The sequence below is a fragment of the Streptomyces sp. NBC_01320 genome (genome assembly GCF_035974375.1).
GTDB classification, from domain to species: domain Bacteria; phylum Actinomycetota; class Actinomycetes; order Streptomycetales; family Streptomycetaceae; genus Streptomyces; species Streptomyces yanii.
Genome location: NZ_CP108390.1, coordinates 6,939,432 through 6,962,125 on the forward strand (window position 1 = coordinate 6,939,432; position 22,694 = coordinate 6,962,125).

Annotated in this window: 18 protein-coding genes and 1 riboswitch; of the genes, 15 read left to right on the forward strand and 3 right to left on the reverse strand. The window is 69.8% G+C overall.

Annotated features, from left to right (window positions below; all coding sequences use genetic code 11):
- Positions 1 to 118 precede the first annotated feature (118 nt).
- Positions 119 to 727, forward strand: coding sequence for a hypothetical protein (locus tag OG395_RS31645; protein WP_327245973.1), 609 nt, complete (start codon positions 119 to 121; stop codon positions 725 to 727).
- On the forward strand, positions 724 to 2,256 hold the full coding sequence (locus OG395_RS31650; protein WP_327245974.1) for a serine/threonine-protein kinase: 1,533 nt from the start codon (positions 724 to 726) through the stop codon (positions 2,254 to 2,256). The genes OG395_RS31645 and OG395_RS31650 overlap by 4 nt, the downstream gene beginning before the upstream one ends.
- Positions 2,257 to 2,277: 21 nt before the next feature.
- Here OG395_RS31650 and OG395_RS31655 read toward each other — a convergent pair whose 3' ends face one another.
- A complete protein-coding gene (locus OG395_RS31655; protein ID WP_327245975.1) occupies positions 2,278 to 4,794 on the reverse strand; it encodes a YfhO family protein in 2,517 nt (838 codons plus the stop codon).
- A gap of 133 nt (positions 4,795 to 4,927) precedes the next feature.
- On the opposite strand from OG395_RS31655, the gene OG395_RS31660 reads away from it, so the two are divergent.
- The 13 genes from OG395_RS31660 (at position 4,928) to OG395_RS31720 (ending at position 19,010) form a co-directional block, all read left to right on the forward strand.
- Positions 4,928 to 5,884 carry a glycosyltransferase family 2 protein gene (locus OG395_RS31660; protein WP_327245976.1) on the forward strand — a complete coding sequence of 319 codons (957 nt, stop codon included), beginning with the start codon at positions 4,928 to 4,930 and terminating at the stop codon, positions 5,882 to 5,884.
- Complete coding sequence (locus OG395_RS31665) at positions 5,881 to 6,270, forward strand: GtrA family protein (RefSeq protein WP_327245977.1); 390 nt, start codon at positions 5,881 to 5,883, stop codon at positions 6,268 to 6,270. The genes OG395_RS31660 and OG395_RS31665 overlap by 4 nt, the downstream gene beginning before the upstream one ends.
- Before the next feature lie 177 nt (positions 6,271 to 6,447).
- Positions 6,448 to 7,104, forward strand: coding sequence for a SurA N-terminal domain-containing protein (locus tag OG395_RS31670; RefSeq protein ID WP_327245978.1), 657 nt, complete (start codon positions 6,448 to 6,450; stop codon positions 7,102 to 7,104).
- A gap of 107 nt (positions 7,105 to 7,211) precedes the next feature.
- Positions 7,212 to 8,174 carry a nucleoside triphosphate pyrophosphohydrolase gene (locus tag OG395_RS31675; protein ID WP_327245979.1) on the forward strand — a complete coding sequence of 321 codons (963 nt, stop codon included), beginning with the start codon at positions 7,212 to 7,214 and terminating at the stop codon, positions 8,172 to 8,174.
- A gap of 9 nt (positions 8,175 to 8,183) precedes the next feature.
- Positions 8,184 to 9,461, forward strand: coding sequence for a cytochrome P450 family protein (locus OG395_RS31680; RefSeq protein ID WP_327245980.1), 1,278 nt, complete (start codon positions 8,184 to 8,186; stop codon positions 9,459 to 9,461).
- A gap of 105 nt (positions 9,462 to 9,566) precedes the next feature.
- A complete protein-coding gene (locus tag OG395_RS31685; protein WP_327245981.1) occupies positions 9,567 to 10,442 on the forward strand; it encodes a transglycosylase family protein in 876 nt (291 codons plus the stop codon).
- A gap of 300 nt (positions 10,443 to 10,742) precedes the next feature.
- A riboswitch (cyclic di-AMP (ydaO/yuaA leader) is annotated at positions 10,743 to 10,914 on the forward strand.
- Positions 10,915 to 10,917: 3 nt separating this feature from the next.
- A complete protein-coding gene (locus OG395_RS31690) occupies positions 10,918 to 11,646 on the forward strand; it encodes a transglycosylase family protein (protein ID WP_327245982.1) in 729 nt (242 codons plus the stop codon).
- 293 nt (positions 11,647 to 11,939) lie between these two features.
- Entirely contained in the window at positions 11,940 to 13,220 is a 1,281-nt protein-coding gene (eno, locus tag OG395_RS31695) for a phosphopyruvate hydratase (RefSeq protein ID WP_030926869.1), read from the forward strand.
- A 102-nt stretch (positions 13,221 to 13,322) separates the two neighbouring features.
- Complete coding sequence (locus OG395_RS31700) at positions 13,323 to 13,793, forward strand: FtsB family cell division protein (RefSeq protein ID WP_327245983.1); 471 nt, start codon at positions 13,323 to 13,325, stop codon at positions 13,791 to 13,793.
- 83 nt (positions 13,794 to 13,876) lie between these two features.
- Positions 13,877 to 14,482: a DUF501 domain-containing protein gene (locus tag OG395_RS31705; protein ID WP_327245984.1), complete on the forward strand. Its 606-nt coding sequence runs from the start codon at positions 13,877 to 13,879 to the stop codon at positions 14,480 to 14,482.
- Between the two features lie 115 nt (positions 14,483 to 14,597).
- A complete protein-coding gene (locus tag OG395_RS31710; RefSeq protein WP_327245985.1) occupies positions 14,598 to 15,539 on the forward strand; it encodes a Ppx/GppA phosphatase family protein in 942 nt (313 codons plus the stop codon).
- A gap of 487 nt (positions 15,540 to 16,026) precedes the next feature.
- Complete coding sequence (locus tag OG395_RS31715; protein ID WP_266984848.1) at positions 16,027 to 17,412, forward strand: NAD(P)/FAD-dependent oxidoreductase; 1,386 nt, start codon at positions 16,027 to 16,029, stop codon at positions 17,410 to 17,412.
- A 293-nt stretch (positions 17,413 to 17,705) separates the two neighbouring features.
- On the forward strand, positions 17,706 to 19,010 hold the full coding sequence (locus OG395_RS31720; protein WP_327245986.1) for a cyclopropane-fatty-acyl-phospholipid synthase family protein: 1,305 nt from the start codon (positions 17,706 to 17,708) through the stop codon (positions 19,008 to 19,010).
- Positions 19,011 to 19,103: 93 nt separating this feature from the next.
- Here the strand turns inward: OG395_RS31720 and OG395_RS31725 are convergent, their stop codons facing one another.
- Both OG395_RS31725 and OG395_RS31730 read right to left on the reverse strand, forming a co-directional pair.
- Complete coding sequence (locus tag OG395_RS31725) at positions 19,104 to 21,629, reverse strand: ABC transporter permease (protein ID WP_327245987.1); 2,526 nt, start codon at positions 21,627 to 21,629, stop codon at positions 19,104 to 19,106.
- 58 nt (positions 21,630 to 21,687) lie between these two features.
- Complete coding sequence (locus OG395_RS31730; protein WP_266984854.1) at positions 21,688 to 22,458, reverse strand: ABC transporter ATP-binding protein; 771 nt, start codon at positions 22,456 to 22,458, stop codon at positions 21,688 to 21,690.
- Positions 22,459 to 22,694: the final 236 nt, after the last annotated feature.

Below are 22,694 nucleotides of genomic sequence, written 5' to 3' on the forward strand. Positions count from 1 at the left end.
TGTCGGTGTCGCCCTTTACGCTCAGATCTGCCAGATCTGCGCGCGCACGTGTCCACATACCCGCACGGGTACGTACGCGTGCGCGCGGGACCTCCACGACCACGTACCAGGAGCAGCCATGTACGCCCCGGGTCATCCGCCGACGCCGCAGCGCCGGGTCCCCAGCCGGGCCTGGATCGTCTCGATGCGTGTGCTGTTCGTCGTGCTCGCGGTGGGCTCGATCGGTCTGCTGCTGTGGGCGCCGTTGCTGCGGCTGGCGATCGTGCGCCGTCGCACGTCCGACTGGTGGCTGACCGGGGCAGGCTTCGTGCTGGTCTGCGTGCTCCTGCCGATCATCGGCAGGGACGACACCAATCCCGACCCCAACGGCATCGATTTCTTCTTCATACCGCTGCTGCTCGTGGCGATCGTCGTCGCCTGCGCGTACTACCTGTACGGGGACATCCGCCACTACGAGCAGCTCACGAAGCAGCAGTTCGGCGGCGGGTATCCGCCTCCGGTGCCGGGGTACGGGTACATGACCACCGCGCCCATGCACCAGTCGCTGCCCCCTCGGCCTCAGCAGTACGCGCAACCGCAGCCGCCTCAGTACCGGCCACAGCCCCAGCCTCACCCGCAGCCCGTGCAGCCCGCGCAGCCCGCGCCCACCCCGCCCCACCGCATCGACCAGGTCCGTGCCGAGCTCGACGAGCTGAGCGACCTCCTCCGTCATGAGGAGGACCGATGAGCGGACGCGTCATCGCCGGACGGTACGAGCTGGCGACCATCCTCGGCCAGGGCGGCATGGGCCAGGTCTGGACGGCGTACGACCAACGCCTCGACCGCCGGGTCGCGGTGAAACTGCTCCGGCCCGACCGGGTCGCGGGTCCCACCGGCAGCGAAGCGGTCGACGAGCTGCGTCGCCGCTTCGTCCGTGAGTGCCGGGTCACCGCCCAGGTCGACCACCCGGGCCTGGTCACCGTCCATGACGCGGGCAGCGACGGCGACGACCTGTTCCTCGTCATGCAGTACGTCGAGGGCTCCGACCTCGCCGACCATCTCGCCGAGCACGATCCGTACCCCTGGCAGTGGTCCGTCGCCGTCGCCGCCCAGCTCTGCGCCGCGCTCTCCGCCGTGCACGCCGTGCCGATCGTCCACCGCGACCTCAAACCCCGCAATCTGATGGTGCGTCCGGACGGCACGGTCACCGTCCTCGACCTGGGCGTCGCCTCCGTCCTGGACAGCGACACCACCCGCCTCACCCACACCGGCACGCCGATCGGTTCGCCCGCCTACATGGCGCCCGAGCAGGCGATGGGAGGCGCCGTCGGCCCGTACACCGATCTGTACGCGCTCGGTGTGCTCCTCCACGAACTGCTCAGTGGAGACGTGCCGTTCGCCGGCTCCACCGCGCTCGGAGTGCTGCACCGCCACCTCTACGAGCCGCCGCTCCCGGTCCGTCAGATCCGGCCCGAGGTCCCGGAACCCCTCGAATCGCTCGTGCTGCGGCTCCTCGCCAAGGACCCGCAGCACCGCCCGGCGAGTGCCCAGGAGGTGTACGAACACCTCGCCCCGCTCCTTCCGTCGAGCGGCACAGGGCTGCCGACCGGCCCGCTCGACCCGACCCGCCCCTTCCTGCGGCCGCACGCACCGTGGCCCGACCGTGTCACCACCCCGCCCGCCGCGCAGCCCGCGCCGGTGGCCTCGAAACCCGATGTCGCAGCCGCGGTCGACGAGGTCAAGCAGCTGCTCGGGCAGGGCCGGATCACCCAGGCCGTGGACATCCTCGGCGGAATTCTCCCGGCCGCCGCCGAGCAGCACGGCGAGGGTTCGCCGGTGGTCCGCATCCTGCGCAAGCAGTACGCGGCGACGCTGATGGACGACGGGCAGTACCGCCGCGCCCTGCCCGAACTGCGGCTCCTCGCCGACGACCGCGCGGTGGAGGCCGGACCGGCCGACACGCAGACGCTGCAGTACCGCTACGACGCGGCGCACTGCCTGGAACAGCTGGGTGAACCGGCGGCCGCGCTCGCGGAGTACCGGGCGGTCCTGCCGTACTACGAGAACCAGTACGCGACGGGAAACAACCCGGCACGGTCCTTCGAGATCCGTCAGCGCATCGGGTATCTGCTGCTCGCGGTCGGCGACCATGCGGCGGCGCGCGGACAGCTTCAGGCGCTGCTCCACGACACCGAGCGGATGTACGGGCCGCACCATCCGCTGCCGGTGGAGCTGCGCCGCCAGCTCGACCGGCAGCTGCAGGTCCGCGGCGGCTGAGCGACCCCGTGTCCGGTCAGCTCAGCCCGGTCCCGCCGGAGCGAGCCGGGGGCGCCGTCGCAGCAGCACGGCCTGCGCCGCCCCCGTCCCGGCCATGACGAGCAGTGCGCCCGCCCCGACCGCCGATCCGGCCCGCAGCCCGGGCGGCCGGAACGTGCACTGCACGGCGGAACCCCGGGCGGGGACCGGCACCGCGACGAGTCCCAGATACGCGCCCGCGGGCCGCCCCGCGCAGCTCCAGCCGGCTATCCGGGGCGCGGCGACCACGACGGTGCCGCGGCTCCCGGGCGGCAGTTCGGCCCGTATCGCCCTGTCACCGACATGCACGGACGTCGCCCCCGTGCGCCGCAGCCCGGTCACGGCGGCGGCCAGCCGGTCCCGGTCCAGGCAGCCGAGGGGCTCGCGCGGCACGGTCCCCGGGCGGACGGACCTGAGCGTGACCACCACCCGCACCGTCCCGCCCGCCACCGCCGCGCCGGCCACCGGACCGATCCGCTCCATCGCCGCGCGCCGGGACGGCGGCATGCCCCGGAGCAGGATCTCCCGGCCCTCGCCCAGCCGCGCCGAGCCGAACACTCCGGGTGTCCACACGTACGCCTCACTGCCCGCCGGACAGCGCGCGCTGAGCAGATACGTACCGCGTCCCACCCGGTGGCTGTAGGTGCCTCGGTCCTCGACGGGGGCGCCGTTCACCGCCCGGATGACGGTCCGCGGCACCGTGTAGACCCGCGAACCGAGCAGCACCTCCTGGTTCCGGAACGGTGACCGTCCGAAGGACGGGGCCGGGCCCGGCCCCCGCACGGTCACCAGCGGCGGCACCACTTCCCGGACCACCGTCACCGGCCGGTCGTCCGGCGGCGCGCCCCACCGCTGATGCGGGTCGCGCGGCCCGCGGACCCGGGCACCGACCGCGAAGATCGCGTCGGTGACGGGGTTGTCGAGGCTCTGGACGGCCCGCCCGTTGGATGTCCAGCCGGCGCCGAGCGCACCGAGCGTGCGGGTCAGCACGGCCGGCGTGTGACTGCTGTAGTAGGCGGCGCCCTGGCCGCCCACCAGCAGCGGATCGTTCGCGGTGGTCTGCTCCCGGCCGGGGTCGGTGCGGTAACGCGGCCACGCGTCCGCGCCCGCCACCGCGGCCTCCTGGACGCGCTGCCGCTCGCCCCAGGGAGCATAGTCGTCGAGCCGGGCGAGACGCTGCCGGTCGGCGAACGCGGTGGTCGCCGCGGCCTGTCCCGCCAGCGCGCCGATCAGCAGCGTGGCGGCGAGCAGCGCGCAGCGGCCCCGGCCCAGCAGGACGAGCGCGGCGGCGGTCGCCACCAGACCGGCCGCGAACAGCGGGTACGTCCAGTGCGAGACGAGATCACTGGCGGCCGCCCCTGCCGCGATCAGCATCAGCACCGCGCACCCGGCGAACAGGGCGCGGCGCCCGGGCCGGCCGTACGAGACCGAGATCCAGGCGGCGACCACCAGCAGTCCGGCGAGCACGAACGTCTGCCGGTACGGACTGCCGTTGGGCGTCGCGAAAGCGTGCCAGAGCAGATGGGTCGGCCCCCACTGCATCGACAGCGCGACCCCGGCCACCAGCCCGGCCCACGCCCACCGCTCGCGCCGCGGTACCGCCGTCTGGAAGGCGAGCATGCAGGCCGGCAGCAGGGCGACCGTGCCCAGGAAGAGCGCCGGGGTGAAGAAGTCATAGGTGCCGGGAAGCAGCCGGGCAAGGACATCGGGCCAGGCCGCGGCGCGGAACGTCCGGTCCCAGCCGGGATAGGCGTGTCTCGTGCCGAGATAGACGGGAAGCAGGACGGGCGCCGCGAGACCGGCCCCCAGCAGCACGGTCCGGGCCGCCCGCACCAGCGCCCGTACTCTCGTCCCCTTCTCGCCCACCGTCAGCAGCCGTACCGCCAGCACCAGTGCGGCCCCCAGGGTCGCCATGTACGCCGTATAGAAGTTGGCGGCCCACACGACCGCGACGAGCAGCGGTGCCACCACGCGGCGGCGCCCCGTCCGCGCCCATTCACCGGCCAGGCAGAGCAGCGGGAGGGCGATCAGACCGTCAAGCCACATCGGGTTGTACGCGGCCTCCGCGACCGACCAGCCGCACAGCGCGTACGCACTGCCGAACACCCCCGCCACCCAGTGGCGTCCGCCGCGCAGGGTCAGAAGCAGACAGGCCATCGCCGCCGCGGCCGACGCCATCTTCAGGACCGTCACCACGTACACCGCGAGGTCGATGCGGTCCCGCGGAAAGACCCCGACGAGCAGCGCGAACGGGCTGGTCAGATAGGTGCCGAGGTCCGGCAGGAAGCTGGTCCCGTATCCGGACGACCAATTCAGGAACAGCCCGCCGTCGGCGTTTCCGTGCAGCAGGTCCCAGAGCCGGAGGTGGAACGGAACGAACTGATTTCCCAGGTCACTGACACTCCTGGTGTGCGGCCCGAACGGAAAGCTGCGGGCCGCCGCATCGCCCGCGCACACGGTGACGGCGGTGATCAGTGCGGCGAGCCCGGCCGCGGCCGGGCGGGGGCGGAAGGTCGGCATACGGAGGAATATGGCAGCCACGGGCGAGTGAACAGTGTCGAACTGTTTCCTCCATAGTTCAATTCACGCAATGGTTGCTCACTATCCATGTGAAGCATCTCTATCTGACGGACCGACAGGGTGAGTTAATCCCGTGCTGATCTCGCTGGTGGTGCCTTGTTTCAACGAGGAGGAGATCCTCGGACGCTTCCATGCGCGTGTCACGGAGCAGATGACGCGGCTGGGGCATGATTTCCAGCTGGTCTACGTCGATGACGGCAGCGCAGACCGCACGCTTCCGGTTCTGGAGGAGCTGGCCGCCACCGATCCGCGGACCCGCTACCTCTCCTTCAGCCGGAACTTCGGCAAGGAGGCCGCCATGCTCGCCGGCCTCCAGCACGCCGACGGCGACGCGGTCGTCATCATGGACGCCGACCTCCAGCACCCGCCGGAGCTCATCGGCCGCATGCTGGAGGAGCACGCCCGCGGCTACGACCAGGTCATTGCCCGCCGCACCCGCAAGGGCGACCGTCTCACCCGCACCCTCGGCGCCCGCGCCTACTACTGGCTGATCAATCGCCTGGTGGACGTGGAACTGGTCGACGGTGTCGGAGACTTCCGGCTGCTGTCCCGGCGTACCGTCGACGCCGTCCTCGAACTCACCGAGTACAACCGGTTCTCCAAGGGACTGTTCGCCTGGGTCGGATTCCCGACGACGACCTTCGGCTACGAGAACGCCGTCCGCGAGCAGGGCAGCTCCGCCTGGACCTTCGGCAAGCTCCTCAACTACGGACTCGACGGACTGCTCTCGTTCAACAACAAGCCACTGCGCGCCGCTTTATACCTGGGCATGGTGCTGATGTCCGTCGCCCTCGTCTATGCCGCCTGGATCGTCGGATTCGCCCTGATGAAAGGCGTGGACACGCCCGGCTATGTCACGCTCATCGTCGTGGTCACGGCACTTGCCGGGGTGCAGATGGTGATAGTGGGTGTGGTCGGTGAGTACGTCGGCCGCATCTACTACGAGGTGAAGCGGCGCCCGCACTTCCTGGTGAAGGCCGGCAATACCGCCGTACCGAATCAGCAGGCACGGGAGTTCGTACGCCGATGACGGTCCGGGCGCAGATGATCCGCTTCGCACTCGTCGGCGTCGTGAATACCGGTACGTACTACGTCTGCTATCTGGCCCTGCTGACCAGGCTGCCGTATCTGGCCGCGCATGTGATCGCGTTCGCGTTCAGCATGACCGGCTCGTTCCTGCTGAACTCGTACTTCACCTACCGGACCCGCCCCACCTGGCGGAAGTTCCTGCTCTTCCCGCTGACCAACGCCGCCAATTTCGCCATCACGACCGGGGGCGTCTGGCTGCTGGTCGACCTCGCCGGATTCAGCAGCCGGTACGCGCCGCTGGTCGCGGCGGTGGCGGCCATCCCGATCACGTTCGTGGTCTCCCGCGTGATCATGCTGCGGCCGGAAACGGCCGTGGAGGGACGGTGAACAGGCCCACATCCCCAACTCCTCCCGAATCGTTGGTCGAATCAGTGGCCGGGATCACGCCCACTGCCTAACATCGATCAACGCAAGGTCTTGTGCGCCCGCCCGTCGCCCGGCCACCACCCCGCAAGGGGGCGCGGCGCGCCGCACCTGCTGTCTCAATCGCCCCGGGAGGCTCCTTTGCACCGCCGCCGTCGCACCGCGCTCGTCGTCTCCGCCGCCATGCTCGTCGCGGCGCCGCTCCTCTCCGCCTGCGGCAACCAGGCCCACCCAGGCGCCGCAGCCGTGGTCGGCGGGGACCGCATCGAGGTGTCCACCGTGCAGGCGCAGGTGGCGGACGTACGCACCGCGCAGAACGAGTCCGACCAGTCCGTGCAGCTCATCAACAAGTCCGGGCAGCTCAGCCGGGCCAAGCTGCACGGGCTGATCTTCGACCGGATCCTGGACAAGGCCGCCGCGGACGCGGGAATCAAGGTCAGCCGCAAGGAGGTCCAGGAGATGCGGCAGTCGGCGGTCTCCCAGTCCGGTGGAGAGACACAACTGCAGGCGATGATGCTGCAGCAGAGCTGGGTCGCCCCGAACCAGATCGATGCCGTCCTGCGCGAGCAGGTCCAGCTGTCGAAGATCGCCCAGGCGCTCGGTGCCGACCTGCAGCAGCCCGCCGGGCAGAAGGCCGTCGGCGACGCGCTCAGCGCGGCGTCGAAGTCGCTGCACATCGACGTCAACCCGCGCTTCGGCACCTGGGACAACAAGCAGACCCAGCTCGCCAACTACAAGGCCCCGTGGATCACCCAGGTCACCAAGCCGGCCCAGCAGGAAGCCGCAGCCGGCGCCTAGCGCTGCGACCGGAAAGGTTCACCGGCTCGCGACGCCCGGCACGGCACCTCGCTACCCAGGGCGTCCGGTCGGTCGGGCCGGTCGCGCGCCCCTAGTAGGTTGGTGGGGTGAACGCTGAAGACCCCGGTCGTATCGTCCTGCTCACCGCCAGCCACCGGGTCGCGCCCGGACTGCTGTCCTGGCCCGCCTGGCAGACGCTGCACGCCGCCGACCGGGTGCTCTGCGCCGAGTCGGACCACCCGCAGCTGCCGTACCTGCGCGAGGCCGGCGTCACCGTCGAGCACGCCGCGCCCACCGCGCAGGAACTCGTCGACGCCTGCGCGGGCGGTCGGACCGTCGTGGTCGTGACCAGTGGCGAGGGCAACCAGCCGCTGACGGACGGGCTGGCCCGGCTGGCCGGCTCGGGCCGGGTGCAGATGCCGAACCTGGAGCTGCTGCCCGGTTCGTACGATCTGCCCGGTGCCCGTCTCCTCGACCTCGTCCAGGTCATGGACCGGATCAGGGCCGAGTGCCCGTGGACCTCGCAGAAGACTCACGAGGGGCTTGCCAAGTACGCCATCGAGGAGGCGTACGAACTCGTCGAGGCGATCGAGGACGGCGACCGCGACGAACTGCGCGAGGAACTCGGCGACGTCCTTCTCCAGGTCGTCTTCCACGCCCGGATCGCGGAGGAGGACACGGACGAACCGTTCTCCGTCGACGATGTCGCCGCGACCCTCGTCGAGAAGCTGATCCACCGCCATCCGCATGTCTTCGGTGACGAGACCGCCGAGACCCCGGAGGACGTCCACGAGCACTGGCTGCGTACCAAGGCCATCGAGAAGCAGCGGGACTCGGTCACCGACGGCGTCCCGCTCGGGCAGCCCGGGCTGGCGCTGGCCGCGAAGCTGGCGAGCCGGGTCCGTGCCGCCGGACTCGATGTGCCGCTCCCGACGGGCGACAGCATCGGTTACGAACTCCTCGCCCTGGCCGTACGCGCGGAACAGGACGGCACGGACCCCGAGGCCGCCCTGCGCGCTGCGGGCCGCGCCTACCGGGACGCGATCCTCGCCGCGGAGGCCAGCGGATAACGTCAGGGGGTGAACGACAGCCCCGCCGACGCCCCCGAACTCTTCACCTGGGAGTTCGCCACCGACCCGTACCCGGCCTACGCCTGGCTGCGCGAGAACAGCCCCGTGCACCGCACCGCGCTGCCCAGCGGGGTCGAGGCATGGCTCGTGACGCGGTACCAGGACGCCCGGCAGGCCCTCGCCGACACCCGGCTCTCCAAGAATCCTGCGCACCACGACGAGCCGGCGCACGCCAAGGGGAAGACCGGCATCCCGGGCGAGCGCAAGGCGGAGCTGATGACGCATCTGCTGAACATCGACCCGCCCGACCACACCAGACTGCGCCGACTGGTCTCGAAGGCGTTCACGCCGCGCCGGGTCGCCGAGTTCGCCCCGCGCGTGCAGGAGCTGACGGACCGCCTCATCGACAACTTCATCGAGGAGGGATCCGCGGACCTCATCCACGATTTCGCGTTCCCGCTCCCCATCTACGCGATCTGTGACCTGCTCGGCGTCCCGCGCGAGGACCAGGACGACTTCCGGGACTGGGCGGGGATGATGATCCGCCACGGCGGTGGTCCGCGCGGCGGGGTGGCCCGGTCGGTGAAGAAGATGCGCGGCTATCTCGCGGAGCTCATCCACCGGAAGCGGGAGAACCCGGGGGAGGACCTGATCTCGGGGCTGATCCGGGCGAGCGACCACGGCGAGCACCTCACCGAGAACGAGGCCGCCGCCATGGCTTTCATCCTCCTCTTCGCGGGATTCGAGACGACGGTCAACCTCATCGGCAACGGGGTGTACGCCCTGCTGCGCGATCCGGAGCAGCGGGAGCGGCTGCAGCGCTCGCTCGATGCGGGGGAGAGCGGGCTGCTGGAGACCGGCATCGAGGAACTGCTGCGGTACGACGGTCCGGTGGAGCTGGCGACCTGGCGGTTCGCCACCGAGCCGCTGACCCTCGGCGGGCAGCGGATCGCGGCGGGTGACCCCGTGCTGGTGGTGCTCGCCGCCGCCGACCGCGACCCGGAACGGTTTACGGACCCGGACACGCTGGACCTCGCGCGGCGTGACAATCAGCACCTCGGATACGGGCACGGCATCCATTACTGCCTGGGAGCACCGCTTGCCCGACTGGAGGGGCAGGCTGCCCTGGCCACCCTGTTGAGGCGCCTCCCGGACCTGCGGCTTGCGGTGGAACCTACCGATTTGCGGTGGCGTGGCGGGCTCATCATGCGTGGACTGCGCACGCTTCCGGTGGAGTTCGGTCCCGGACGGCGTTCCGGCGAAGGTGACGCCCTGTCAACTCTGTGACTTTCACGTGATCTGCGCTGCATCGACTTGTGACAGGCGTTCGAGTGCCGCTACGTTCACCGTTCGACTCACCAGTCACTTGTCAGTCACACGGAAGGCAATCCCATGGGCTCCGCGAACGGCAGGCACCGTCGCCCTCGCCAGGCACCCGCGATCGTCGTCACCGCAGGCGTGACCGGTTCGGCCATCGCCATCCCCCTGCTCGGCGCGGCCGGTGCGCACGCCGCCGACGCCACGACCTGGGACCGGGTCGCAGAGTGCGAGAGCGGCGGCATGTGGAGCGCCGACCTCGGCAACGGCTTCTACGGCGGTCTTCAGTTCTCGCAGGGCGACTGGAAGGCGTACGGCGGTGAGGCGTACGCCCCGCGCGCCGACCTCGCCAGTCGCTCGCAGCAGATAGCGGTCGCCGAGAAGGTCCTGGACGACCGGGGGCCGAAGGAGTGGCCCAGCTGTGCGGTGATCTCCGGGCTCACGGAGGACGGGTCGTTGCCGGGGGTCGACCCGGGAATCGTGCCCTCGGCCGAACCGGCGGAGAGCGGGGATGCGTCCGAGGCGCCGTCCACCGAGGCGTCCGCCACGCCTTCGGGCAAGGCGTCGCACAAGCCGTCAGCCACGCCGTCGTCCAAGAAGTCTGATTCATCCGAATCACCCCAGAAGTCTGGCTCGTCCGACAATGGGGTGGGTGGCAAGCACCGCGGTGCGCCGGCTTCCGAGGTGAGCCATGGCATGGGCAGGGGCGGCGACCGGGACTCGGGTCGGCATGCTTCCCGCGGTAACAGTGCCGGGCGCGACACGCGCGCGGCGGCGACAGACGGCGATTACACCGTCCGGCCGGGCGACAACCTCTGGGCGATTGCTGACGCACAGAAGGTTCCCGGTGGATGGCCCGCTCTCTATGAGGCGAACAAGGGTGCGGTCGGCGGCGACCCGGACCTCATCCTGCCTGGCCAGAGCCTCGATCTCGGCGTGAAGTCGAAGTGAGAGCAGTCTGATAAACGGCTAAAAGCACCCCAAAAATAGGGGTAGTTCAGGGACCTATGTCCGCTTATGCGTAAGTGAGACATGGGTCTCTTTGTGTCAACTGGCGTGTCGCGTCTGCCGGGTCTGTCCGCACCGCTCCTCACCTGCGAAAACACTGTGCGATCGGATGCCTGTAAGGACTGATTGTCCGTTATGCCCATCTTTGAATGTCGAGGTTGCGTACGTTTACGGTCGGAACCGCTCGCACCGCGGGCCCCGTCGACCGTCACGCCGAATCCTGCCGTCGGTCGAAGGGAACAGACGCGTAAAGCGCCGTAGGCAGGAGCGGGGGACCCAGGTAAGCCGCCGGGCCCGATGGCCGAAAGACCGTCAGGACCGGCTCGGGGTGAAGTCGCGTGCTAGGACATGCGACCGGGCAACTCACTTGGCCCGAACCCGACAGCTCACCTCGTAGGCGTCGGTGAGGAGAAGTTCCATGCTGCTGAACAGCAAGGGCAAGCACCGTCGCCCGTCCAAGGCCGTCCGTGTCGCCACGCTCGCCGGCGTCACCGGTGCCGCCATCGCCGCTCCCCTGATGGGTGCGACCGGTGCCTCCGCAGCCTCCGTCGCCACGTGGGACGCCGTCGCCCACTGCGAGTCCGGCGGCAACTGGTCCATCAACACCGGCAACGGCTACTACGGCGGCCTGCAGTTCTCGCAGTCCAGCTGGGCCGCCGCCGGTGGTACGCAGTACGCCCCGCGCGCCGACCTCGCCACCAAGGCACAGCAGATCGCCACCGCCGAGAAGCTCCTCGACATGCAGGGCCCGGGTGCCTGGGGCTGCGCCGGCGCCGGCAACCTGACCAACGACGGTGTCGACCCGGGCGTCGACACCGGCTCCACCGCGCAGCGGAGCACTCCGGCGCAGGAGCCGAAGCAGGCCGCGCCGAAGCAGGTCGAGCGCACCGAGGCCCCCGCCGCCTCCCGCGCGGACCGCGGCACCGCCCCCAAGGCCGCGACCAAGAAGACCGTCACCACGCCGACCGGCGCGAAGGTCGCCAAGGGCGACGGCGAGTACAAGGTGAAGTCCGGCGACTCGCTCAGCAAGATCGCCGCGCAGCACAAGGTGAAGGGCGGCTGGCAGCAGCTCTTCAAGCTGAACAAGGACATCGTCGAGGACGCCGACCTGATCTACCCGGGTCAGCAGCTCCACCTGACGAAGTAGGACGGGCCTCCGTATCTACGGGCTCCCCGTAGATACGGGCTCTCTCCTCCCCGAGCACCCCGACCCGGCGCGGATTCCCCCGTACGCGCAGGGTCGGGGTTTCAGCGTTCAACTGTTGTCGTTACCGTCCAGTAGAAATCTGGATCTTTGCCCTGCTATGAGAGCCCTTGGGTCCTTTTTCGTCCCAGGAGGCGGGCGGTCGGCGGACCGAGGCGGCCCAGCCGGTTAGGCTCTTGTCGCAAGGCCAAAGCGACCCTGCACAACCAGCGTCATATCCCAGAAGGAGATGCCTCGTGCCGTCCATCGACGTCGTCGTAGCCCGGGAAATCCTCGACTCCCGCGGAAACCCCACGGTCGAGGTCGAGGTTGGCCTCGACGACGGCAGCACGGGCCGTGCTGCTGTTCCGTCCGGCGCCTCCACCGGTGCGTTCGAGGCCATTGAGCTTCGCGACGGTGACCCCAACCGCTACCAGGGCAAGGGCGTCGAGAAGGCCGTCCTCGCCGTGATCGAGCAGATCGGCCCGGAGCTCGTCGGCTACGACGCCACCGAGCAGCGGCTGATCGACCAGGCCATGTTCGACCTGGACGCCACCGAGAACAAGGGCTCGCTCGGCGCCAACGCGATCCTCGGCGTCTCGCTGGCCGTCGCACACGCCGCGTCCGAGGCCTCGGACCTGCCGCTGTTCCGCTACCTCGGTGGCCCGAACGCGCACCTGCTGCCCGTCCCGATGATGAACATCCTCAACGGTGGGTCGCACGCCGACTCCAACGTCGACATCCAGGAGTTCATGATCGCGCCGATCGGCGCGGAGTCCTTCTCCGAGGCCCTGCGCTGGGGCGCCGAGGTCTACCACACGCTGAAGAAGGTCCTGAAGACCAAGGGCCTGTCGACCGGTCTCGGCGACGAGGGCGGCTTCGCGCCGAACCTGGAGTCGAACCGCGCCGCCCTGGACCTCATCCTCGAGGCCATCAAGGAAGCCGGTTACGCCCCGGGCAAGGACATCGCGCTCGCGCTCGACGTCGCCGCCTCGGAGTTCTACAAGGACGGCAAGTACGAGTTCGAGGGCAAGTCCCGCTCGGCCGCCGAGATGACCGAGTACTACGAGGAGCTCGTCTCCGCGTACCCGCTGGTCTCCATCGAGGACCCGCTGTACGAGGACGACTGGGCCGGCTGGAACGTCATCACCCAGAAGCTCGGCGCCAAGGTGCAGATCGTCGGTGACGACCTGTTCGTCACCAACCCGGAGCGCCTGGCCCGCGGCATCGAGGAGGGCTCCGCCAACGCGCTGCTCGTCAAGGTCAACCAGATCGGTTCGCTGACCGAGACCCTGGACGCCGTCGAGCTCGCCCAGCGCAACGGCTTCAAGTGCATGATGTCCCACCGCTCCGGCGAGACCGAGGACGTCACCATCGCCGACCTCGCCGTCGCGGTGAACTGCGGCCAGATCAAGACCGGCGCCCCGGCCCGCTCGGACCGCGTCGCCAAGTACAACCAGCTGCTGCGCATCGAGGAGATCCTCGACGACGCGGCGGTGTACGCGGGCCGCTCCGCGTTCCCGCGCTTCAAGGGCTGATAGCAGGCCCGGCATCGGGCAAAGGCCCCGGCCTCCGTCCGTCCCCGCACTCGGTCCCGTACCGTGTGCGGGGACGGACGTGCGTAGTGGGGAGGCGGAGACATGGCCGCGAAGGACCGGGAACGGTTCTCCACCGCGACCCGGCTGCGACTGCTCGGTGAGCAGACCGCCGCCCGCGTCTACCGGTCCCAGAACCGTCGCCAGGCCCGCCGTTCCCGGCTCACCGGCCGGGCCGCGTTCCTCGCCCTGGTCGTCTGCTCCCTGGTGGTGGCGCTCGCGTACCCGATGCGGCAGTACGTGTCGCAGCGCGACGAGATCGCCGACCAGGAGCGGCTGGCGCAGGAGGCAGAGAAGCACACCGAGGAGCTGCGCGACGAGAAGGCGCGCCTCCAGGACGACGCGTACATCCGGCGGCTGGCCCGGGAACACCTGCACTACGTGCGTCCCGGGGAGACCAGCTACACGGTGATCGACCCCGACGCGGCGAAGGAGCGCAGCGGAGGGGCGAAGGAGACCGACCGGCCGTGGCACTCCAACCTGTGGGACGGCGTGGACAGCGCCGACCGCAACTGACTTCTCATTTCTTTTAGTTCACCTCGTCCCCGCAGCACTGTGCGGAGCCGTGGTTCACACATCCGAGTAGATCCAAGGCAGGCATGGAAACGCCCCCTCCCCAGACCGAGTCCACCACGCCCACCGAGGCGGACATCGCCGCGTTCCAGCAGCAGCTCGGCCGCCCGCCGCGCGGGCTGCGCGCGATCGCGCACCGCTGCCCGTGCGGCAACCCGGACGTGGTCGAGACGTCCCCGCGGCTGGAGGACGGTACGCCGTTCCCGACGACGTACTACCTGACGTGCCCGCGCGCGGCTTCCGCCATCGGCACGCTGGAGGCGAACGGCGTCATGAAGGAGATGACGGAGCGTCTGGCCACGGACCCGGAGCTGGCGGCTGCGTACCGTGCCGCGCATGAGGACTACATCGCCCGGCGCGACGCCATCGAGGTGCTGGAGGGCTTTCCCAGCGCGGGTGGCATGCCGGACCGGGTGAAGTGCCTGCACGTGCTGGTGGGGCACTCGCTGGCGGCGGGGCCGGGCGTGAACCCGCTGGGCGACGAGGCGATTGCGATGCTGCCGGAGTGGTGGCGCAAGGGGCCGTGCGTCACGCCGTGCGGGCCGCCGGACGAGAAGGAGGGCTGGACGGTCGCCGAGAGCGAAGGCGGCTACGTCGCCTTCCGTCCGTCCGACGAGGCGGGCGAAGGCTGACCGTGCCCGGGGGGTCCGCCCCCGGGACCCCCGCCCCTCGACCGCCGGAGGGGTTCGAATCGGCGTCGGAGGGGCTTGGACCGGCGTCGGAGAGCTTGAAGAAACAGGAGTGCTCATGACGCGCGTGGCCGCCATCGACTGCGGTACCAACTCGATCCGTCTGCTCGTCGCCGCCGCCGACCCCGCCACCGGTGAGCTCACCGAGCTCGACCGGCGGATGGAGATCGTCCGGCTCGGCCAGGGCGTGGACCGCACCGGCCGGCTCGCCCCCGAGGCGCTGGAGCGGACCTTTGCCGCCTGCCGCCAGTACGCGGCCGTCATCAAGGAGTACGGCGCGGAGAAGACCCGCTTCGTCGCGACCTCCGCCTCCCGCGACGCGGAGAACAGGGACGAGTTCGTCGGTGGCGTGCTGGACATCCTCGGCGTCGAGCCCGAGGTGATCAGCGGCGACCAGGAGGCCGAGTTCTCCTTCGACGGCGCCACCAAGGAGCTCGAGGGCAGCGACCACCTGCCGAAGCCCTACCTGGTGGTGGACATCGGCGGCGGTTCCACCGAGTTCGTCGTCGGCGACGACCGGGTCCTGGCCGCGCGGTCGGTGGACATCGGCTGCGTACGGATGACCGAGCGCCATCTCGTACGCGACGGTGCCGTCACCGACCCTCCCACGCTGGGTCAGATCACCGCGATCCGCGCGGACATCGACGCCGCCCTCGATCTGGCCGAGGAGACCGTCCCGCTCACCGAAGCCGCCACGCTCGTCGGCCTCGCCGGCACCGTCACCACCGTGGCCGCGATCGCGCTGGGACTGGAGGAGTACGACTCCGAGGCGATCCACCACTCCCGGATCTCCTTCGAGCAGGTTCAGGAGATCACCGGACGGCTCGTCACCTCGACCCACGCCGAGCGTGCCGCGATCCCCGCGATGCACCCGGGGCGGGTCGACGTGATCACCGCCGGGGCGCTCGTCCTGCTGGGCGTGATGAAGCGGACCGGGGCCCGCGAGATCGTCGTCAGCGAGCACGACATTCTCGACGGGATCGCCTGGTCCATCGCGTAGCCGGGAGGCCGCCGGCAGCCCGTTCGAAAGGGTGCCCGAAGGGCTGTTCGCGGGGGTGCGGCAGGAGACGCCGAAAACACGCTCATGCGCACTCCCGCCTGCACCTTTGAGCCGTCGGGAGCCCCTCCGGGACCCCTTCGGGAGACGCGCCGCGAGGAAGTTCGTGAACTTCTTCACAAGGAATTCGGTCCCTTGGTGCGCACTTCTGCTCCGTACGGGGCCCCGCGACCGTCCGCGGGCCCGTTCGCTGCGCATACGGGACGGTTCCGGACGTGTCGCTGGAGTGTCGGCCGAAGGGGTGGTTCACCCCGCTCGCGGGGCTCAAGGGCCAGCTCACAAGCGGTGAACAACGTTCGCCACCGCACCGTGGTTCCCTTGCGGCGCCATGACCTCGGTCACGCGGGCGGCGAAGTGTAGCAGAGGGTGGGCGATACCTTGTGAAGGGGCTCACGAGCATGCCCCCCGAGGGGGGTGGATACTCGATGGCATGAGCACCACGGAGCGTCCCAGGATCCTCGTAGTAGGCGGTGGGTACGTAGGCCTGTACGCAGCTCGGCGCATTCTGAAGAAGATGCGCTACGGCGAGGCGACCGTCACGGTCGTCGACCCCCGGTCGTACATGACCTACCAGCCCTTCCTCCCCGAAGCCGCAGCCGGCAGCATCTCGCCTCGGCATGTCGTCGTCCCGCTGCGACGCGTACTGCCGAAGGCCGAGGTTCTCACCGGCCGCGTCACCACCATCGATCAGGACCGCAAGGTCGCCACGGTCGCGCCGCTCGTCGGCGAGGCCTACGAGCTGCCCTTCGACTACCTGGTCATCGCGATGGGCGCGGTCTCCCGCACCTTCCCGATCCCCGGCCTGGCCGAACAGGGCATCGGTATGAAGGGCATCGAGGAGGCCATCGGCCTGCGCAACCACGTTCTCGAGCAGCTGGACAAGGCCGACTCGACGACCGATGAGGACGTCCGCCGCAGGGCGTTGACGTTCGTCTTCGTGGGCGGCGGCTTCGCCGGTGCGGAGACCATCGGCGAGGTCGAGGACATGGCCCGTGACGCGGCGAAGTACTACACGAACGTGAAGCGCGAGGACATGCGCTTCATCCTCGTCGACGCCGCCGACAAGATCCTTCCCGAGGTCGGCCCGAAGCTGGGCACCTGGGGCCGGGAGCACCTGGAGTCCCGTGGTGTCGAGGTCTTCCTCTCGACCTCCATGGACTCCTGCATCGACGGTCACGTCGTCCTGAAGAACGGCCTCGAGGTCGACTCCAACACCATCGTGTGGACGGCCGGCGTGAAGCCGAACCCGGCGCTGGCCCGCTTCGGCCTGCCGCTCGGCCCGCGCGGTCACGTGGACACGTCCGAGAAGCTCCAGGTGCAGGGCACCGACTACATCTGGGCCGCGGGCGACAACGCCCAGGTTCCGGACATGGTCGGCCGCAAGGCCGGTAACCCGAACGCCTGGTGCCCGCCGAACGCCCAGCACGCGCTGCGTCAGGCCAAGGTCCTCGGCGACAACGTCATCTCCGGGATGCGCGGTTTCCCGCAGAAGGAATACAGCCACGCCAACAAGGGTGCGGTCGCCGGTCTCGGCCTGCACAAGGGCGTCGCGATGATCGTCATGGGCAAGATGAAGATCAAGCTCAAGGGCCGTCTCGCCTGGTACATGCACCGTGGCTACCACGGCATGGCGATGCCGACCTGGAACCGTAAGATCCGGATCTTCGCCGACTGGACCCTTGCGATGTTCCTCAAGCGCGAGGTCGTCTCGCTCGGCGCCATGGAGACTCCGCGCGAGGAGTTCTACGAGGCAGCCAAGCCGGCCCCGGCTCCGGCCGCCGCCAAGTCCGAGGGCGAGAAGGCCAAGGCCTCCTAGCCGGGGCTCCGGTCCGCCGGATCCTCTCCCGTACGACGCCCGAAGGGGCCGCCCGCCATCCGTGGTGCGGGCGGCCCCTTCGGCGTGTCCGGAGGCCGGGAGTGACCGCCCGAAAAGTGCGTGTGGTGTGCAGGTATTTTTCCGTTCCGTTGCGCCACTGCGGGATGGCGTTGGCGCCGGAGAGTGTTGACGGGGGTGTATCTCGTCGTGGCACCACGGGTGCATGGCGTGGTTCGAGGCATGTTTGGGCATGTTTGGGCTCGTTGGGAAACACCATCACGGAGGTGTACGCCATGGCAGACGCCGCGTTGCGGCTGACCGCTCTCGCCGAGGAGTTGCTGGGAGAACCCCTGCCGGTCCGGATCCGGGCCTGGGACGGCAGCGAATCCGGACCGCCCGGCGCCCCCGTTCTCGTCATCCGGAACCGCCGCGCGTTGCGCCGGCTGCTCTGGAAGCCGGGCGAACTGGGCCTGGCCCGCGCCTGGGTGGCCGGCGAACTCGACATCGACGGCGATCTCTACGAGACGCTGGATCTGATGGCCGGACTGCTCTGGGAGCGCGGCGCGGACGCGAAGGACACCGTCCACCCGATCCGGAACCCGAAGCTCCGGGCCGCCGCCCGGAGCCTGCTGCACCTGGCGGGACCCTGGCCGCCACCGCCCCCGCCCGTCGAGGAGGTCCGCCGCCGCACCGGCCCCCTCCACACCAAGCGTCGCGACAAGGAGGCCATCAGCCACCACTACGACGTAGGCAATGACTTCTACGAACTGGTCCTCGGCCCGTCCATGGTCTACTCCTGCGCCTACTGGGAGGACGAGGGAAGCCTGGAGGACGCCCAGCGCGACAAGCTCGACCTGGTCTGCCGCAAGCTCGCGTTGAAGGAGGGCGACCGCCTCCTCGACGTCGGCTGCGGCTGGGGCTCCATGGCCATCCACGCGGCCCGCGAGTACGGCGCCCGGGTCACCGGGGTGACCCTCTCCGTCGAACAGGCCGCATACGCCCGCAAGCGCATCGCCGAGGAAGGACTGACCGACCGGATCGAGATCCGGGTCCAGGACTACCGGGACGTCAGGGACGGCCCGTACGACGCCATCTCGTCGATCGGCATGGCCGAGCACGTCGGCTCGGTCCGCTACCGCGAGTACGCCGACGCCCTCTACGCCCTTCTGAAGCCGGGCGGCCGGCTGCTCAACCACCAGATCGCCCGCCGCCCCGAACGGGACGAGTCCGCTTACCACGTGGACGAGTTCATCGACGCGTACGTCTTCCCCGACGGCGAACTCGCCCCGCTGGGCCGGATCGTCGCCACGCTCGAGGAAGCCGGCTTCGAGGCCCGCGACGTCGAGTCGATCCGCGAGCACTACGCACTGACCCTGCGCCGCTGGGTCGCCAATCTGGAGAAGCACTGGGACCGGGCGGTCACGATGGCCTCGCCCGGCCGGGCCAGGGTCTGGCGCCTCTACATGGCCGCCTCCGCCCTGTCCTTCGAGCACAACAAGATCGGGGTCAACCAGATCCTCGCGGTCCGTCCGGTGGACGACGGGTCCTCCCGGATGCCGCTGCGCGCCCGCGAATGGAAGGCGTCCGCGGCCGGCTGAACACGTACGGGCGCAGAGAGGGCCGGTACCCGCAGCTCCAGCTTGCGGGTACCGGCCCTCCGTATCAGGGGCTCACTGCCGGGGGCTCACTCGTCACTCGGTCTTGATCGCCGTCAGCATGTTCAGCTTCGCGGCGCTGCGGGCCGGCCAGAGCGAGGCCAGCACGCCCACCAGCGCCGCCAGCACCAGGAAGACCGCGATCCGGTCCCACGGGATCACCAGGGCGTACCCCGGGATGGAGGAGGCCAGCGTCCGGCCGATCGCCCAGCCGAGGAACGTACCGAGCGCGACCCCGACCACCGCGCCGAAGACCGAGATGACCACGGCCTCCAGCCGGATCATGCGCTTCACCTTGCGCCGGTCCAGACCGATCGCCCGGAGCATGCCGATCTCCTGCTGACGCTCGAAGACCGACATCGCCAGGGTGTTGATGACCCCGAGCACCGCGATGATCAGGGCCATCGCCAGCAGCCCGTACATGATGTTCAGCGCCATGCTGATGAAGCCGCCGAACGTGTCCCGGATGTCCTGCCGGTCCATGACGGACATCGCCGGGTTGTCACCCAGGGCGTCGACCACGGCCTGCTCGTTGGCCTTCGACGCGCCGCCGTCCGTCCTCAGCCAGATCTCGCGGATGTCCGGGTGGCTCTGATGCGCGGTCAGGATGTTCTTCGGCATCAGGACCGGTGACAGGAATTCGTTCTCCTCGTAGACCGCGCCGACCGTCAGGGTGCCCTTCTTGTCGTCGTCGTACGTCACCGGGAGGGAGGTTCCGGGCTTCCAGCCGTTCGACTTCGCGGTCTTGTCGCCGACGGCGATCTCGCCGTCGCCCAGCGAGTCCAGCGAACCGGAGACCGTCTTCAGGGAGAAGACCTTCTGCACATCGCCCGGCGTGACCCCGGAGACCGAGTGGTACGTGCCCTCGACCTTGATGGAGGCGGCCTGCTGGGGGGAGACCGCGACGACGGCGTCGGACTTCTCCAGGGCGGTGAGCGCCGACTCGTCGAGCGAGTCGCCGCTCGCCATCGAGATCATGTAGTCGGCCCTGATGTTGTCCGTGGTCATCCGGTCGACCGCCTGGCCGAGCGTGACGCCCAGCACCGAGATGCCCGTGACCAGGGTGAGGCCGATCGCGAGAGCGGAGGCGGTTGCCCCGGTACGCCGCGGGTTACGGACCGCGTTCTGCGCGGCCAGCTTGCCCGAGACCCCGAACAGCTTCAGCAGCATCGGCCGCACCAGGGCGATGACCGGCCGCGACAGCAGCGGGATCAGCACGATGACACCGATCAGCGCCACGAAGGCACCGATGCCGATGATCGTCCGGCCGTCCGAACCGGCCGCCGCACCCGCGACGATCCCGGCCGCGCCGAGCAGGGTGAGCACCCCGCCGATCGAGTTCCGTACGACCAGCGACTTGGTGGTGGCCACCGCGTGGACGCTGCTCATCGCGGCAACCGGCGCGATCTTCGCGGCGCGGCGGGCCGGCAGCCAGGCTGCCAGCACGGTGATCAGGATGCCGACACCGAACGCGGCGCCGACCGCGACGGGGGAGATCACCAGCGGTCCGGCCGGGATCTTCCCGCCGATCAGGCTCATTGCCGAGCGCAGTCCGGTGGCGAGACCGAGACCGAGCAGGAAGCCGATCACGGAGGCGAGCGCGCCGACCACGGCCGCTTCGAGCAGTACGGAGCGCTTGACCTGGCGGCGGGAGGCGCCTACGGCGCGCAGCAGGGCCAACTCCTTGGTGCGCTGGGCGACGAGCATGGTGAACGTGTTGGCGATCAGGAAGATGCCGACGAACAGGGCGATGGCCGCGAACGCCAGCAGCATCGTGTTGAGGTTGCTCAGGCCGCTCTCGATCTGCTTCGCCTGGTCGTCGGCGAGAGCCTTGCCGGTCCGGGCGGTGGCGTCCTTGGGCAGCAGGGGCTCCACCGCGTCCAGCAGCTTCCGGTCGGAGGCGCCGGCCGCGGCGGTGACGGTGACGTCCTGGAACGAGCCGGGCCTGAGGTAGAGCTGCTGGGCGACCGGGGTGTCGAAGAGGACCAGGCTGCCGCCCGCGTTCACCGCACCGTCCTCGGTGGTGAAGACGCCGGAGAGGGTGTACTCCTTCACCGGGCCGTTCGTGGCGACCCGTACCCGGTCGCCGACCTGGTACTCGCCCTTCTTCGCTGTCTCCTTGTCGAGCGCGATCCGGTCGTCGCCGGTCGGACCCCTGCCGTCGACGAAGGTGTACGAGGCGTCCTTGCCGTTCGTGCCAGGAGAGAAGTTGGCGCCGGTGTTGGACCAGCCGTTGCCGATCAGCTTGCCGTCCGGGTCGGCGACCCCGGCGAAGCCGGAGACCCGGCCGGTGGCGGTGGCCACGCCGTCCAGGGCCTGGATCTTCTTGAGCGTGGCGGCGTCGATGCCGGAGGTCTTGTCGCCGCGCCGGTCCGCGTGGGTGGTGACGGCGACGGCGATGTCGTCGTAACTCTTCGCCGACTGGTTGCGGAAGGCATTGCCGAGGGTGTCGGTGAAGACCAGAGTGCCGGAGACGAAGGCCACGCCGAGCATCACGGCGAGAACGGTCATCAGCAGCCTGGCCTTGTGCGCGAGCACATTGCGCAGGGCGGTACGGAACATGTCTGTCAGTCCTGGGATGGGGAGGGGTTCCGGAAGGGTGCGCGGGGGCGGTCCGTGTTCAGCTGGTACGGCCCTTGGCGTCGAACGCCTTCATCCGGTCGAGAACCCCGTCCGCGGTGGGACGCATCATCTGGTCGACGATCGCCCCGTCCGCGAGGAAGATCACCCGGTCCGCGTAGGAGGCGGCCACCGGGTCGTGGGTCACCATCACCACGGTCTGCCCCAGCTCGCGCACGGAGTTGCGCAGGAAGCCCAGCACCTCGGCGCCGGAGCGGGAGTCCAGGTTGCCGGTGGGCTCGTCACCGAAGATGATCTCCGGCTGCGAGGCCAGGGCGCGGGCCACCGCGACGCGTTGCTGCTGGCCGCCGGAGAGCTCGGTGGGCCGGTGCTTCAGCCGGTCGGAGAGCCCCACCATCTCGATGACCTTGCGCAGCCACTCGGCGTCGGGCTTGCGGCCCGCGATGTCCATCGGCAGCGTGATGTTCTCCGCCGCGGTCAGCGTGGGCAGCAGGTTGAACGCCTGGAAGATGAAACCGATCTTGTCCCGGCGGAGCTGGGTGAGCTGCTTGTCCTTGAGGGAACCGAGCTCCGTCTCGCCGATCCGTACCGAACCGCTGCTGAAGCTGTCGAGACCGGCCACGCAGTGCATGAGGGTGGACTTGCCGGAGCCGGACGGGCCCATGATCGCGGTGAACTCGCCCTGCGGGAAGTCCACGGTGACCCGGTCCAGGGCCTTCACCTGGGTCTCGCCCTGTCCGTAGACCTTGGACAGATCCGTGGCGCGGGCAGCCACCGCGGTGGCGCGGTGAGCGGTGGAGGTGATGGTCACGGGGACACTCCTGTTCAGGACTTCGGTTCGGGGCCCGGAAGCGGACTACTCCATCGTCGGTGCCGATCCGCCGCCGGTCGTCAGTCCCCGTACCCGTTCCGGAGGGCCACTTGAGTCGCACCGGAGGGGCGATTCGTCCTCCTCGGGTATGACACCGACCCTGAGCCGGTAGCGCGCCGAACCGGTTCCTCCGCAGCGCGCACACCCGGATCCGAAGATCACACAGAGTGAGGGTC

Excerpts from the sequence above, each read along its gene's own strand:
- OG395_RS31645 (WP_327245973.1), top strand. The coding sequence starts at position 119 with ATGTACGCCCCGGGTCATCCGCCGACGCCGCAGCGCCGGGTCCCCAGC.
- OG395_RS31650 (WP_327245974.1), top strand. The coding sequence starts at position 724 with ATGAGCGGACGCGTCATCGCCGGACGGTACGAGCTGGCGACCATCCTC.
- OG395_RS31655 (WP_327245975.1), bottom strand. The coding sequence starts at position 4,794 with ATGCCGACCTTCCGCCCCCGCCCGGCCGCGGCCGGGCTCGCCGCACTG.
- OG395_RS31665 (WP_327245977.1), top strand. The coding sequence starts at position 5,881 with ATGACGGTCCGGGCGCAGATGATCCGCTTCGCACTCGTCGGCGTCGTG.
- OG395_RS31685 (WP_327245981.1), top strand. The coding sequence starts at position 9,567 with ATGGGCTCCGCGAACGGCAGGCACCGTCGCCCTCGCCAGGCACCCGCG.
- OG395_RS31690 (WP_327245982.1), top strand. The coding sequence starts at position 10,918 with ATGCTGCTGAACAGCAAGGGCAAGCACCGTCGCCCGTCCAAGGCCGTC.
- OG395_RS31700 (WP_327245983.1), top strand. The coding sequence starts at position 13,323 with ATGGCCGCGAAGGACCGGGAACGGTTCTCCACCGCGACCCGGCTGCGA.
- OG395_RS31705 (WP_327245984.1), top strand. The coding sequence starts at position 13,877 with ATGGAAACGCCCCCTCCCCAGACCGAGTCCACCACGCCCACCGAGGCG.
- OG395_RS31710 (WP_327245985.1), top strand. The coding sequence starts at position 14,598 with ATGACGCGCGTGGCCGCCATCGACTGCGGTACCAACTCGATCCGTCTG.
- OG395_RS31715 (WP_266984848.1), top strand. The coding sequence starts at position 16,027 with ATGAGCACCACGGAGCGTCCCAGGATCCTCGTAGTAGGCGGTGGGTAC.
- OG395_RS31720 (WP_327245986.1), top strand. The coding sequence starts at position 17,706 with ATGGCAGACGCCGCGTTGCGGCTGACCGCTCTCGCCGAGGAGTTGCTG.
- OG395_RS31725 (WP_327245987.1), bottom strand. The coding sequence starts at position 21,629 with ATGTTCCGTACCGCCCTGCGCAATGTGCTCGCGCACAAGGCCAGGCTG.